Source organism: Fictibacillus solisalsi (assembly GCF_900103485.1).
GTDB classification, from domain to species: domain Bacteria; phylum Bacillota; class Bacilli; order Bacillales; family Fictibacillaceae; genus Fictibacillus_C; species Fictibacillus_C solisalsi.
In genome coordinates, this window is sequence record NZ_FNHW01000001.1 from 1,278,785 (window position 1) to 1,293,179 (window position 14,395).

Here is a 14,395-nt window from a genome sequence, read left to right on the forward strand (position 1 = left end):
CTTTATTTGTAAGCGTTAACAATACAAAGGGGGAGTTCATTTGAAAAAGAAGGCTTGGATATTGATCGCACTGGCGTTTACACTAATTCTTTCAGCCTGCAGCCAATCCAGCTCAAGCGAGCCGGACAATAAAAAAAGTTCTGGAAAACTGGAGATTTTTAGCTGGTGGACCGGAGCAGGTGAAGAGGACGGGCTGAAGGCACTCATCAAATTGTTTAAAGAAAAAAACCCCGACATTCCGGTTGAAAATGCGGCAGTTGCCGGGGGAGCCGGAACAAATGCAAAAGCGGTTCTGGCGAGCAGAATGCAGGGAAATGATCCGCCTGCCACGTTTCAGGTCCATGGGGGAGCAGAGCTGAACGACGGCTGGGTAGCTGCTGACAAAATGGAACCGTTAGATGATTTGTATGATAAAGAAGGATGGAAGGATAAGTTTCCAAAACAACTGATCGACATGGTATCAAAAGATGGCAAAATCTATTCGGTTCCCGTTGATATTCACCGCGGCAATGTGCTTTGGTTCAATAAAAAGGTTTTTGCTGATAATAATCTTCAAGCGCCAAAAACCTTTGATGAATTTTTTAAAGTGGCCGACAAGTTGAAAGCAAAGGGAATCACTCCTCTTGCGCTTGGAGACAAAGAGCCTTGGACAGCGACCATGATTTTTGAAAACATTCTTCTAGGTACGCTGGGTAATGAAGATTACCAGAAGCTTTGGACCGGTGATTTGAAATTTGATGATCCTAAAGTAAAAAAATCGGCTGAAACCTTTAAAAAGATGCTCTCTTATGTGAATGATGATCACAGCTCAAGAAACTGGCAGGATGCTTCTCAACTGGTCTCCAAGGGAGACGCGGCGATGAACATCATGGGCGACTGGGCAAAGGGCTATTTTGTAAACGACCTGAAATTGAAAGTTAATGAAGATTTTGGATGGGTAGCAACTCCTGGTTCCGAGGGACAGTTTATGATTATCACCGATACATTCGGACTTCCTAAAGGAGTGAAAAACGTAAAAGACGTGAAGCAATTCTTGTCATTGCTTGGCTCTGTTGAAGGTCAGGATGCCTTTAACCCGTTAAAAGGATCCATTCCGGCACGTACGGACGCCGATGAATCCAAGTATGATGAATACGGAAAGCAAACGATAAAAGAATTTAAAGAAGCCAAGCTCGCTCCCAGCCTCGCGCATGGGTCCGCTGCCCCCGAAGGATTTGTAACAAAAGCGAACCAGGCTGTGAATATTTTTGTTACTCAGAAAAATGTGAATCAGCTGATCGATTCCTTGAATCAGGCAAGCAGCGAACTGAAAAAGTAAAAAGTATAAAAAGAGGAGGAGAAACAATCTTCCTCTTTTTCATATCAGCAATCAAACATAGGGAGGAACGGTTTTAATGGAACCCAAAGTCTTGCCTTCATTTCAATCCGGCTCTTCATTGGCCGTTTCAGCGAAGAAACGGAAAAAATGGAATGTCGATCAATGGCTCTCATTTGCTTTTATTCTGCCTTCAATCATCGCTGTTGCGGTATTTGTGTACGGCTTTATTGCCTGGTCAGGTTATGTATCCCTCTCCAACTGGAATTCGCTGGTGCCGGATCTATCGTTTGCCGGCCTGAAAAACTATTTGTTTTTGTTTAAAGATTTCCGCTTCCAGGCTGATTTGCGGAATACCCTTTTTTTTACTTTATTTTTTATTCTCGCTGTTTTGTTCATGGGGCTGCTACTTGCGGTGTTCCTCGATCAGAAAATAAGGGGGGAAAGCCTGTTTCGAAACATTTTCTTTTTTCCAATGGCATTATCGTTCATCGTAACAGGTGTCATCTGGCAATGGCTGTTAAACCCGGCAACCGGTGTGAATCTGTTTCTGAAAAAATTCGGCCTTGATTCTCTCTGGTACACATCAGTTACCGTTATTCCCGGTATTCAATGGAGCAAAATACAGTTTGGTATCCCGGTCGCTGTTATTGCTGTAGTCATTGCGGCCGCCTGGCAGATGACAGGATTTTCAGTTGCCATGTACCTCGCGGGCTTAAGGGCCATTCCGGAAGAAATAAGAGAAGCTGCACGTATGGATGGTGCGACCGAATTCCAAATTTACCGTAAAATTATTTTTCCAATGGTTGCCCCGATTACCGTCAGTGTCGTAATCATTATGGCCCATATCTCACTTAAAATATTTGATCTGATTTATGCGATGACAGGTCCAGGGGCAAACTTCGTAACCGATGTTCCGGGTGTTTATATGTTTGAGACTACCTTCCGCGGCAACTATTATGCCAACGGCGCAGCCATCTCCATCATTATGCTGCTGTCGGTTGCTATCTTTATCGTCCCATATTTGATTTCGAGCAGAAAGGGGGAATCCTGATGGCAATCAGGACTGTCTCAAGAACCATATTGTATTTGCTGCTGATTGTGCTCAGCCTGTTTTATCTCATGCCTGTGTATGTCATGCTGATTACGAGCTTGAAGCCACTGGACCAAATCTCGTTGAGCGAAATGTGGCAGCTGCCGCAAAGCCTTGATTTAAGCAACTATCAGCTGGCATTTGAAAAACTTGCACCGAATCTTATGAACAGCATTTATCTGGTAATACCTGCAACTCTGCTTTCCGCGTTGCTCGGCTCTTTAAATGGCTACGTTCTTTCCAAGTGGAAATTCAGAGGTTCAGACTGGATCTTTACAGCGTTGCTGTTCGGCATGTTTATTCCCTATCAGAGTATTTTAATTCCTCTTATCCAATTTTTAAGGGAAGCCGGGCTTTACAATACCATACCGGGTCTTATTTTTGTTCATGTAGTGTATGGCATTCCGATTACAACGCTGATGTTCAGAAATTTTTATGCCAGCATTCCTGAGGAAATGATCGAGTCTGCAAAAATTGATGGAGCAGGCATTTTCAAAATCTATCAGCATATCATCATACCGTTATCCATTACTGGATTTGTCGTGGTGGGAATCTGGCAGTTCACCAACATCTGGAACGAGTTTTTGTTTGCGGTAACCATCACAACCTCTTCCCAGCAGCCGATCATGGTTGCGCTCCAAAACTTATCCGGCAGCCAGATTGTGCAATGGAATGTTCAAATGGCGGGAGCTTTGCTTGCTGCTCTTCCAACCTTGCTCGTCTATATCTTTTTAGGTAAATTTTTTGTGAAAGGTTTGCTGGCAGGATCCGTAAAGGGCTAAAAGAGGCAGTCATCTCCAACAAGAGGTGGCTGTTTTTTTATGATATGATAAATTTATCAATCATTCATAAAAGTCAAAAAACGAAAGAGGAGAAACGTATTGAAATACGATCTGTCAGAGCAAAACTTGCATGAAAGGTATAAAAAAGAAATCTTTGAACTGTTTGAAAATGAGCCTTATGCCAGCTTTTTGGGAATCAGGCTGACTGAACTGGGGAAGGGTACAGCAGTAGCTGAGATTGAGGTTAAAGATCATATGCTCAATTCGCATGGCACCGCCCATGGCGCCGTTTTGTTTGCACTGGCGGATTTTGTATTTGCGGCAGCCTGTAATTCCCATGGCAAAACATCTGTGGGTTTATCGACCACGATGAATTATATGGCAGCCGGAAAAGCAGGGTCGACCATAAAAGCAACAGCTGTGGAGGAAAAGAAAAATAACCGTACGGCCTGGTATAACATCCGGTTAGAAAGCGACGGAGAGCTTTTGGCGGTAATGGAAGCGCTCGCCTACAGGAAAAATGACTATTTTGTCCCTGTTCAACCTTAATAAACCATTTCTTTTAATCTGTTTAGAACCTAAAGGAAATAGGGTAAATTCTCTAAAAACTCATAACCTTTTTGGAGGAATATAATGAGCATTCAAATGATTGATCAAGAAAAACTGGCAAACGAGTACATGGGAGTCCGCTCCTTTACCGAAAGGCTTGTACAGCCTCTGAACATGGAGGATTTCATTATTCAATCCATGGAGGATGCAAGCCCTCCTAAATGGCATCTCGCGCATACCACATGGTTTTTCGAAAGATTTTTATTGAAGGAGTTCCTGACAGACTATAACGGATTTGATGATCATTTTGACTATCTGTTCAACTCTTATTATGAAACGGCGGGACCATTTCATCCGAGGATTGAGCGGGGGCTGATCACCCGTCCTTCTGTAGAGGAAGTTTTTGCTTACCGGAAGCATGTGGACAAATACATAAAAGAATTGATCATGTCAGACAGTATGGGCGAGATGGGCGATGAAATCGGAAGCCTGCTTGAAATTGGATTGAACCATGAGCAGCAGCATCAGGAACTCCTGCTAACAGATATTAAATACAATTTATCGAGAAACCCGTTTCTCCCCGCCTATCAAAGAAACGAATGTAATGCATCTGAACCTTCAACAGGGCCTGTTTCCTTCATTGAGATGGAGGGAGGTCTTGTCGAGATCGGAAACAATGGGAAGTCGTTTTGCTTTGACAATGAAAAGCCGGTTCATAAAGTATGGCTAGATTCCTACCGGCTCGCCAAAAGACCTGTAACCAACGATGAATTTTGTGCCTTCATCGAAGATGGAGGGTACAAAAAGCCCCAGTATTGGTTGAGTGACGGATGGAGTACCGTTCAGAAAAATCAATGGGAAGCCCCGCTTTATTGGTTTAAGCGGGAAGAGGAATGGTATACCTATACACTAGCCGGGGAACAGCAATTAAATCCCAATGATCCAGTTTGCCATGTCAGTTTTTATGAGGCTGATGCTTTTGCCAGATGGTCGGGAAAACGCCTTCCAACGGAAGAAGAATGGGAAAACGCCTGTACCCTCCAAACCATAGAAGGGAACCTGGCTGATTCTGGAAAATTCCATCCGCAGGCTGCACAACATACAAATGAGAAGCTGTTCTTACAGGCTTTTGGTGATGTTTGGGAATGGACGAAGAGCCCGTATGTATCCTATCCCGGAAACAAACCCTATGAAGGAACTCTTGGAGAATACAACGCCAAATTCATGTGTAATCAAATGGTGCTTCGCGGCGGTTCATGTGCCACACCTGCTTCACACATCAGGGCAACATACCGAAACTTTTTTCAGCCGGAAAAAAGGTGGCAGTTCAGTGGTTTCCGTTTAGCGGAGGACATTCATCAGTAATTTCCTTCTCGTTACATTTTCTCCCCTAATCGGGCAAAAGGTTTAATACCATGAATGAAAGTGAAAAATTAAGGAATGAAAATCAGCATGAAACGGGGGAGACGAATTGGAACGTGAATTTGATTGCATTATTGTAGGTGGAGGAATAGCCGGCCTTCAGGCAGGCATCCAGCTTGGCAGGTATAAACGCAAAACGGTTATTCTCGATGCCAATGAGGGAAGATCAAATCTTTGCAGAAATTACCGGAATATTTTGGGGTGGCCTGATGGTATCAGTGGTGAAGATCTCAGGCAACTGGGAAGAATTCAGGCCGAACGTGTCGGGGTGCAGTTTTTAAACCAAACGGCCATAAAAGCCGAAAATCAGAACGACGGATTTATCATAACTACTAATGCCAATGAAAAACTTATAGGAAAAACCCTGTTGATTGCAACCGGCGTAACGGACAGGCTCCCAAATATTAAAAATATAAAAACCTGCCTTGGAGCTACGGTGTTTATCTGTCCTGATTGTGACGGGTATGAAGTGCAGAATAAAAAAGTCATCGTTCTCGGGTCCGGTGAAGCAGGTGCCAATATGGCAACAACTCTTCATTATTGGTCCTCTTCAATTATTTATATTAATCATGAACAAAAAAAGCTTGAGCCTTCCAAAGAACAAGAACTTACCAAACTGGGTATTGAACATGTACAAAAAGCTATTACCGAGGTTCTGGTAAAAGGAGAAGCTGTGATTGAAGGCGTTGTTTTAGATGATGGAACAACCATAAAGGGTGATCGTGCATTTGTCGCCTTCGGAGGCAACCGGGTGCACAGCGAACTGGCTGAGCAACTTGGTGTACAACTGGAGAATAAGCATATTATAGTAAATGCAAGAACAAAAGAAACAAACATTAAAAACGTTTGGGCGGCCGGTGATGTTGCTGCTCATTCTGAACAGGTAACGATTGCGATGGGCGATGGGGTTCAAGCGGCAATCTGGATTCAGAAAGAGTTACGCAGGAGGGAAAAATGAACGATTTTGATACACAGATCGAACGGTTAAACACCCATTCAGTGAAATGGGACCATACGAAAGAGATTTTTGGCAAAGAAGATCTGTTACCGATGTGGGTGGCAGATATGGATTTCAAAGCACCCCAAGAGGTTATTGATGCCATGAAAACAAGACTGGAGCACGGGGTATTCGGATATTCCAAAGCAACGGAAGATACGATAGACGCGGTAAAACATTGGTTGAAGACCCGACACAACTGGGAAATCGAAAGTGATTGGATAGTGTTTACACCGGGAGTAGTACCCGCAATATCAGCAGCTATTAATACATATACCGAGCCAGGGGACGGAGTGCTGATCCAGTCTCCCGTCTATTATCCATTCGGGGATATGGTTAGAAAAAATGGACGTAAGCTGTATAAGAACTCGCTCCGGTATACAGGCGATAACTATGAAATGGATTTCGGCGATTTGGAGGATCAATTTAAGAACAATAAGATTAAATTGATGCTATTATGCAACCCTCATAATCCCGTTGGCCGGGTATGGAAGAGAGAAGAATTACGTAAGGTTGCAGAACTTTGTATTGCTTATGATGTTCTCCTTTTTTCTGATGATATTCATTTTGATTTGATTTACAAACGGTATAAGCATACCTTGATATCATCTCTTTCAGATGAAATACAAAACCGGACCATTACCGGCATCGCGCCAAGTAAAACGTTCAATTTGGCGGGCCTGCAATTTTCCACCATTATCATTCCAAATGAACGCCTTCGGAACCAGTTTAACACCTATCTTGCGAAAATCGGCTTTTTCTCCCCGGGATCCATGGGTATCATTGCAGCTGAAGCTGCCTATCGGCATGGGGAAGAATGGCTGCAAGGTCTGATGGATTATTTAGATGAAAACCTAAGTTATCTTAAACGGTTTATCTCTGAAGAACTCCCAGAGATCAAAGTCATTGAACCTGAAGGTACCTATCTGGTCTGGCTGGACTGTACAGAATTGAACATGGAGCACAAAAAGCTGGAGGCCTTTATGCAGGATGAAGCAAAGATTGCTTTTGATGAAGGGTATATTTTTGGCAAAGAAGGCGAAGGATTTGAACGCATTAACATCGCCTGCCCTTTGGCCACCTTAAAAGAAGGCCTGAACCGGCTCGCACGAGCGATTAAAAAATATAAGATTGAAAAGCCCTGATCCATCATCAGGGCTTTTTTATATGCCGTAAGGGTTGAAAAAAACCGGCAAAGCTAGTAGAATGGCAAACTGTGTGAAAGATGATGTATTTATAAATAATGTTTGAACAGAGGGGAGGGTCAGGATGCAATCCGTAATGGAACGAAAAGAACAGGAAACCGGACGGGACAGTTTGGAATTTCAGGTGCTGCGTATGCAGAATGATATGAAGGAAATTGCGAAAAAGTGGGATGTTGTTGGTGTAGAACAAACAAAGGAAGAGAATTTGACCATTGTATACAAGGATGAGAACAAACACCAGTGCAAGATCATGCTGAATGACTGCTCCACTTCTTTTCAGGGGATTTGGGATTTTTCAATAGATGCCGTTTATACCAGTGACGAGAGTATTTTTATTGGTGATATAAGAGGCCCTTCAAACAAGGGATATGGATCCATTTGTATTCAGTATCTGAAAGAGCTGGCAGCTGATCATAATATACCTGTTATTCGGGGAGATATTGCCCCTAGGGACTGGGATCATGTGGACCGTTTAATCCATTTTTATGAGAAGCATAATTTTGAAATTGAAGTGAACACAAAAACAAAGACCGGATTTATTGAGTGGAGAGCGTAACGCTCTCCTTTTTTATTGAAAAAAACATAAAAAAGAACGCCTTTTTGAAGAAAAAGCGTTCAGAAATGTGTTTTAACAAAAATGGTCAGTCGATTTGGGAACTGACATACCAAACAGTGGCCTTAAATAAAGCGCTGTGTAGGTACCGAGCATCGCCATGATTCCCCATACATATCCGTGAAGACTGAACGAGGCAATCCCACTGAAATAGGCCCCAACATTACAACCGAATGCTAAACGTGCCCCATAACCCATCAGTAAACCGCCAATAATGGCCGCTATTGCACGCTTCATCGGAATTTTTTTTAATACAAAGAGTCCGCCTAGTGTGGAAGCCAAAAGGGCTCCAACAATTACACCAAAATTCATGACTGAAGTGGCGTCTGTAAAAACGGACTGATGCAGAGGAGCTGCTTTTTCTCCGCCCCAATAGCTCCATTTTGTCACATCGATTCCAAGGGCCATCGCTGCTTTTGAACCCCATAAGGTAAATCCTGAAGTAATTCCCCATGGAGATCCTTTAACGTATAGAGTTGCAGCATTCAATACAGCAAGTACTACAGCTGCGGACATGAGTGGCCATGAACCTAAAAAGATCCGTTTCCAGCCGGATGCGGCAGGAAGTGCTGCCATTTTGGGAGAACGTCTCCTTTTTTCAACGATAACGGTCAATACGGTGATAGCACCAAGTATGACCATTTGCAGCGCCCATCCGCCAAATAAGCCAAGACCGCTGTCATTAATAAGTGAAAACGACTGGAAGGACGGAGTGTCGTTCATCCAGAATCCATAATGCCATGCACCTAAAACCGAGCCTGCGATAAACGCAATCAATGTTAAAAACATTTCAGATCGTCCACCGCCGACTGCGTATAATGTCCCTGATGCACAGCCTCCGCCTAGCTGCATGCCGATACCAAAAAGAAAAGCACCTACAATCAAGCTCGTGCCGACCGGTGACACATTGCCGGCGGGCTCTGCGCCGAACAAAGTGGTGTTTAATGAAAATATGATAGCAAATAAGGTACTGGCTACAGCGAGCATAAGCATGTGCGCCCGGATAGCCTCGCCATTTCCAACAGCCATAAATCGTCTGAAAGCGGATGTAAAACCAAACCTTGCATGAAAGAGTGTAAAACCAAGCAGAAGTCCCAGCCATAGCAGAAGACCCTGCTCCATTCCGCCAATCCTGATTGCGAATATACTAAGGATTACCGCAGCAGCCAAAGCTGAAATAACAATTTTCCGCTGCGGGGAGCCTAAACCGCTATTCTTTTTATTTGAGACAGCCTCCGTTTTTTTCGGAAGAGCATTTGCTGTCATCCCCATCAAATCAACTCCTGATATTTATTTGATACAATTAATTATTTTATACTACAATCAATTTAAAATAAACCATATTGATCAGATATGAATTGTATGTTTTATTTCAGATTACAAAAGATAGTAATGTTGAAGATACTTACCCTTTGTGTTATAATCTATATATAAGATCATTATCAAATTGTTATACAGACTTGCAGCGGGGAACACATTCGATTCCTCGCTTTTTTATTACCAATTGAAGGACTAGGAGGTGTATGATGAACAACGTACATGGCTCAAACATTAAACATTTGCCGATTGCTTATTTTGAGATTGACGAGCAATTGAATATTCTCGCCCGCTCCGATAAGTCACGTGAAACGTTCACTTCTAAGGAAAACTTTTTGGATCTGGTGGATCTGGAGAGCAGGGAGAAAGCGATTTTTCTTCTCGTTTCCGAAAAATTAACGCAAGAAATAGAACTAGTCCTTCAAACGGTAAATTCTCCTTACTCCCTATTCAGCTGCTCCATTCAGTGGGATGACGGAGTCGGTCACCTCGTTTGCATTGAGCAGAGCGGCAAATTAAAGGCATTGGAAAACAAAGTGGAGCAGCAATGCAAAAGGCTGGCTGAAACTGACTTCCAACTGCTGGAACAAAAAGAGGAGCTTGAACAATCGTTAAAGCGTATTTTGGAATTGTCGGCCAATTTTATCCGGTTATCTGAACATGCGGGCTTAGTGCCGCTTTCCGGTGAACTATCTCCGCAGCTTATTAAAGAAAACCATTTATCGCTGACAAACGCAGCCCATGACGGTGATTTCAACATGGTATTCTTTGACTTCAGCAATTTAAACAAACTGACAACCGATGGAATAACTTCACTAAAAGAGCTTATTCACAGTCTGAACCTGGTCGGGGTAATTTGCTATGTCATAGGATTAAAGCCGAGCCATGCTTCCTATATGAAAAACAAAGATATGTATGATAAAACCTATTTTTTAAGAAACCTGGATGAGTTTATACAAATTGATTTGGAATATAATCCGCAACAAAAAGATAATATGATGCTTCATTAAGTAAAAAACATTCGATGATCGAATTCGTTGGGAGGTTTATCTGTTGAGTATCCCTATCTTAAAAGTCAATCATTCATTACTGATTTCCATACAGGAGGAGTTGGATGATCAATCAGCTCTTCGCCTGCAGGAAGATTTGCTTAATAAAATTCAGGCTACAAATGCTAACGGGGTCGTGATTGATTTATCGCTGGTTGACCTGGTAGATTCCTTTATCGCCAAGATTATTGGAGATATGGTGGGGATGTCAGATTTGATGGGAGCGAAGGTGGTGTTGACAGGCGTACAGCCTTCTGTTGCCATTACTTTAAATGAAATGGGAATATCGATGAGAAACATATCCACTGCAGTTGATTTCGAAAAAGGTCTGGCGGCGTTGAATTCACAAAACGACCGGTTTCCAAACTGACAAAGATGAAAAGCAGGCATGCCCTTCATGGGCTGCCTGCTTTTTTATTTTCAATCACGTTTAAAGATGAATTGATAGGGAATGGGTTTGAGAGATGATTAAAACTAATGAAAAGCGGTGAGGTATGTGACAATCAGAGTAACAGTGAATGGTGTAGAAACAGAAGCATCAGATAAATCATCCGTACTGCAGCATTTGACAGCGAGTGATCTAGATATTCCCCATGTTTGCTATCATCCAAGCTTAGGAGCTATTGAAACATGTGATACCTGTATTGTGAGCGTCAATGGTGAGCTTGTTCGGTCTTGCTCTACCGGCCTGAAAAATGGAGACATCATCGAAACGGCTTCTGAAGAGGTAAGAAAAGCGCAAGTGATCGGAATGGATCGGATATTACATAACCACGAATTATATTGCACGGTCTGTGACTATAACAACGGGAATTGCGAGGTCCACAATACCGTTAAGGAAATGAAAATCAACCATCAAAGCATTCCTTTTGAACCCAAAAAGCCATATGAAGCAGACCGGTCTCATCCATATTACCGCTATGATCCCGATCAGTGCATTCTTTGCGGGCGTTGTGTGGAAGCATGCCAGGATGTACAGGTTACCGAGACATTGTCGATTGACTGGGAGCGTGAACGTCCACGTGTTATTTGGGATAATGATGTCCCCATTAATGAATCTTCCTGCGTTTCCTGCGGCCATTGTTCAACCGTGTGTCCATGCAATGCAATGATGGAAAAAGGCATGGAAGGTGAAGCTGGCTATTTGACCGGAATTGACAGGGACACGTTACGTCCCATGATTGAAATTACAAAAGCGGTTGAAACCGGGTACGGTTCCATCCTGGCCATTTCAGACATGGAATCAGCCATGCGCGATGAACGGATTAATAAAACAAAAACCGTTTGCACCTACTGCGGGGTAGGGTGCAGCTTTGAAATCTGGACAAAAGGCCGGGAGATCCTTAAAGTGGAACCACATGCTGAAGCCCCGGCGAACGGCATTTCCACATGTGTAAAAGGGAAGTTCGGCTGGGAATTTGTGAACAGTGAAGAGCGATTAACAAAGCCTCTCATTCGTGAGGGGGATGCCTTCAGAGAAGCGGAATGGGATGAAGCTATTTCACTGATTGCGCGCAAATTTGGTGAAATTAAAAACACCTATGGCCCTGATGCTTTCGGGTTTATCAGTTCGTCCAAATGTACCAATGAGGAAGCGTATTTAATGCAAAAACTCGGCAGGGGTATTATCGGGACAAACAACATTGACAATTGCTCAAGGTACTGCCAGACGCCGGCTACCCTTGGGCTTTTCCGAACGGTCGGTCATGGTGGAGATTCCGGCGGCATCAAGGATATTCAAAACTCAGACCTGGTCATAGGAGTAGGCACAAATACATCAGAGTCGCACCCTGTTTTGGCTACGAGAATCAAGCGTGCACATAAACTTAAAGGACAGAAGCTGATTGTAGCTGATTTGCGAAAACATGAAATGGCCGAACGTGCCGATCTTTTCGTTCGTCCAGCCCCGGGGTCCGATCTTGTCTGGCTGTCAGCTGTCGCCAAATATATCATTGACCAGGGATGGGCGGATGAAGAATTCATCCAAAACCGGGTGAATGGCTATGGCAATTATGTGGAAAGCCTCGCTCCATTTACCTTGGAATTTGCCGAACAGGAAACCGGTATTTCAAAAGAAGAGCTGATTCGCATCGCGGAAATGATTCATGACGCGAAAACCGTTTGTGTTTTGTGGGCCATGGGTGTTACCCAGCACAGCGGAGGCAGTGATACAAGTACAGCCATTTCCAACCTGATGCTGATCACCGGAAACTACGGAAAACCAGGGGCTGGGACTTATCCGTTGCGCGGACATAATAACGTACAGGGAGCAAGTGATTTTGGCAGTATGCCGAACAGACTGCCTGGATACCAGCACATAGAAGAAGAACGAGTACGCAAAAATTTTGAACATGGATGGGGAGTAAAACTTCCGGAGAAACCAGGCTTGAACAATCATGAAATGGTGGAAGGCATGCATTCCGGTACGCTAAAGGCCATGTATTTAAAAGGTGAGGATATGGGGATTGTTGATTCCAATATCAATCATGTTCATTCCGGATTTGAAAAACTCGATTTTTTCGTGGTTCAGGATATATTTCTTTCCAGAACGGCTCAATTTGCTGATGTTGTTCTTCCAGCCAGCCCGAGTCTTGAAAAAGAGGGAACCTTTACGAATACTGAGCGGCGAATTCAGCGCCTTTATCAGGTGCTAGAGCCGCTTGGGGAATCCAAACCGGATTGGCAGATCATACAGGAAGTCGCAAATGCTGTTGGGGCCAATTGGGACTATAAACATCCAAGCGATATCATGGAAGAGGCTGCTCAGTTAACTCCATTATTTGCAGGAGTGACATACGAACGTCTAGAGGGCTTTAAAAGTCTTCAGTGGCCGGTCGCGGAAGACGGAACAGATACACCAAATTTATTCATGGAAGAATTCCCGTTCCCTGATGGAAAAGCCATCGTGTTCCCGCTTCAGTGGACAAAGCCTGTTCATTTTGGAGAAGAATATGATATCCATGTGAACAATGGCCGTTTGCTTGAACATTTCCATGAAGGAAACCTGACGTATAAAGCAAAAGGGATAACGTCCAAAACGCCAAGTGTTTTCCTTGAGGTATCTCCGGAGCTGGCAGCGGAGCGCGGATTGAAAAATGGAACCCTTGTCCGTTTGACTTCACCTTACGGAAATGTAAAAGTGAAATGTCATATTACCGACCGTGTCCAAGGGAAAGAAGTCTACCTGCCGATGAACGATAATGGCGATGCTGCCATCAACCTGCTGACAAGCAGCTATGCGGATAAAGATACGGATACGCCCGCCTATAAGGAAACCATGGCCAAAATGGAAATCTTGCAATCAGAAGGTACAGATCCATTGCCAAGCATCAATCACCGAAATGGAAATCCTCAGCCGCAAATTGGAGTTAATGTTCAGAAAAAGTGGGCAAGAAAAGATTATATATTCCCGGGAGATCTCGTGAAAAAGGAGATGAGATAAGATGGCTAAAGCGACAAAAACCGTCTATCGGCAGGAATTCACGCAAGAAGAACTGCGCAGCAAGGATTTAAGGGAAGTCGAGGATGCTCTCATTGATAATAAAGACGCTCTGCTGGAATCACTGAGCATTTTGAACCACATGCACGAAAGAGGTATTCTTACTCTTTTAAATGGACTCTTCGGCCAGGGAGACAAAGTGCTGAATATACTGGTGAAAACAGCAGATACCCCTGAGACATCGAATACATTGAAAAACCTCCTTCTGTTGACAGGTGTACTGGGAACATTAAATGTAAAACAAATTGAACCTCTGCTTCTTAAAGTGAACTCGGGTGTAGCCAGAGTAGCAGAGATGAATGATACGGAAGAAAAAACGAGTTATTTCAGCCTGGTAAAGGCGCTGAAAGACCCGGAAATCAATCGTGCGATTACCCTGCTTTTGTCCTTTTTGAAGGGAATGGGCGAAAAAACCGAACAAAAAGAACGTCAAACAGAAGAATTTAGTGTTCAAAGAAGAGATCCAGGGAAAAGCCTGGGCTGATTCTCTAAAGATGAAGGGCTCTCCAAAAAAAATGGAGAGCCTTTTTCTTTTTTTCTCCGTCAATTTTCGG

Annotated in this window: 13 protein-coding genes; 12 read left to right on the plus strand and 1 reads right to left on the minus strand. The window is 43.5% G+C overall.

Annotated elements, in window-relative coordinates:
• Positions 1 to 40: 40 nt before the first annotated feature.
• The 8 genes from BLT53_RS06610 to BLT53_RS06645 all read left to right on the plus strand — a co-directional run bounded on the left by BLT53_RS06610 (position 41) and on the right by BLT53_RS06645 (position 7,919).
• Complete coding sequence (locus tag BLT53_RS06610; RefSeq protein ID WP_090233612.1) at positions 41 to 1,318, plus strand: ABC transporter substrate-binding protein; 1,278 nt, start codon at positions 41 to 43, stop codon at positions 1,316 to 1,318.
• Between the two features lie 76 nt (positions 1,319 to 1,394).
• Positions 1,395 to 2,369 carry a carbohydrate ABC transporter permease gene (locus BLT53_RS06615; RefSeq protein WP_090233613.1) on the plus strand — a complete coding sequence of 325 codons (975 nt, stop codon included), beginning with the start codon at positions 1,395 to 1,397 and terminating at the stop codon, positions 2,367 to 2,369.
• Positions 2,369 to 3,190, plus strand: a complete 822-nt coding sequence (locus BLT53_RS06620) for a carbohydrate ABC transporter permease (protein WP_090233615.1) — start codon at positions 2,369 to 2,371, stop codon at positions 3,188 to 3,190. The genes BLT53_RS06615 and BLT53_RS06620 overlap by 1 nt, the downstream gene beginning before the upstream one ends.
• Before the next feature lie 99 nt (positions 3,191 to 3,289).
• Positions 3,290 to 3,739: a PaaI family thioesterase gene (locus BLT53_RS06625; protein ID WP_090233616.1), complete on the plus strand. Its 450-nt coding sequence runs from the start codon at positions 3,290 to 3,292 to the stop codon at positions 3,737 to 3,739.
• A gap of 84 nt (positions 3,740 to 3,823) precedes the next feature.
• Positions 3,824 to 5,104 carry an ergothioneine biosynthesis protein EgtB gene (gene egtB / locus BLT53_RS06630; protein ID WP_090233617.1) on the plus strand — a complete coding sequence of 427 codons (1,281 nt, stop codon included), beginning with the start codon at positions 3,824 to 3,826 and terminating at the stop codon, positions 5,102 to 5,104.
• Between the two features lie 106 nt (positions 5,105 to 5,210).
• On the plus strand, positions 5,211 to 6,119 hold the full coding sequence (locus tag BLT53_RS06635) for an NAD(P)/FAD-dependent oxidoreductase (protein ID WP_090233618.1): 909 nt from the start codon (positions 5,211 to 5,213) through the stop codon (positions 6,117 to 6,119).
• Positions 6,116 to 7,303, plus strand: coding sequence for a MalY/PatB family protein (locus BLT53_RS06640; RefSeq protein ID WP_090233620.1), 1,188 nt, complete (start codon positions 6,116 to 6,118; stop codon positions 7,301 to 7,303). Before BLT53_RS06635 ends, BLT53_RS06640 begins: the two co-directional genes overlap by 4 nt.
• 124 nt (positions 7,304 to 7,427) lie before the next feature.
• A complete protein-coding gene (locus BLT53_RS06645; protein ID WP_090233621.1) occupies positions 7,428 to 7,919 on the plus strand; it encodes a GNAT family N-acetyltransferase in 492 nt (163 codons plus the stop codon).
• Between the two features lie 72 nt (positions 7,920 to 7,991).
• Here the strand turns inward: BLT53_RS06645 and BLT53_RS06650 are convergent, their stop codons facing one another.
• Positions 7,992 to 9,248, minus strand: a complete 1,257-nt coding sequence (locus tag BLT53_RS06650) for a YeeE/YedE family protein (RefSeq protein ID WP_425284654.1) — start codon at positions 9,246 to 9,248, stop codon at positions 7,992 to 7,994.
• Positions 9,249 to 9,502: 254 nt separating this feature from the next.
• Between BLT53_RS06650 and BLT53_RS06655 the strand changes: the two genes are divergently transcribed.
• The 4 genes from BLT53_RS06655 to BLT53_RS06670 all read left to right on the plus strand — a co-directional run bounded on the left by BLT53_RS06655 (position 9,503) and on the right by BLT53_RS06670 (position 14,325).
• Entirely contained in the window at positions 9,503 to 10,303 is an 801-nt protein-coding gene (locus tag BLT53_RS06655) for an STAS domain-containing protein (protein WP_090233622.1), read from the plus strand.
• Between the two features lie 43 nt (positions 10,304 to 10,346).
• Positions 10,347 to 10,712, plus strand: coding sequence for an STAS domain-containing protein (locus BLT53_RS06660; RefSeq protein ID WP_090233624.1), 366 nt, complete (start codon positions 10,347 to 10,349; stop codon positions 10,710 to 10,712).
• A gap of 126 nt (positions 10,713 to 10,838) precedes the next feature.
• Positions 10,839 to 13,784 (plus strand): formate dehydrogenase subunit alpha, encoded by a 2,946-nt coding sequence (gene fdhF / locus BLT53_RS06665; RefSeq protein ID WP_090233625.1) that lies wholly within the window; start codon positions 10,839 to 10,841, stop codon positions 13,782 to 13,784.
• A gap of 1 nt (position 13,785) precedes the next feature.
• Positions 13,786 to 14,325 (plus strand): helical membrane plugin domain-containing protein, encoded by a 540-nt coding sequence (locus BLT53_RS06670; protein WP_090233627.1) that lies wholly within the window; start codon positions 13,786 to 13,788, stop codon positions 14,323 to 14,325.
• Positions 14,326 to 14,395: the final 70 nt, after the last annotated feature.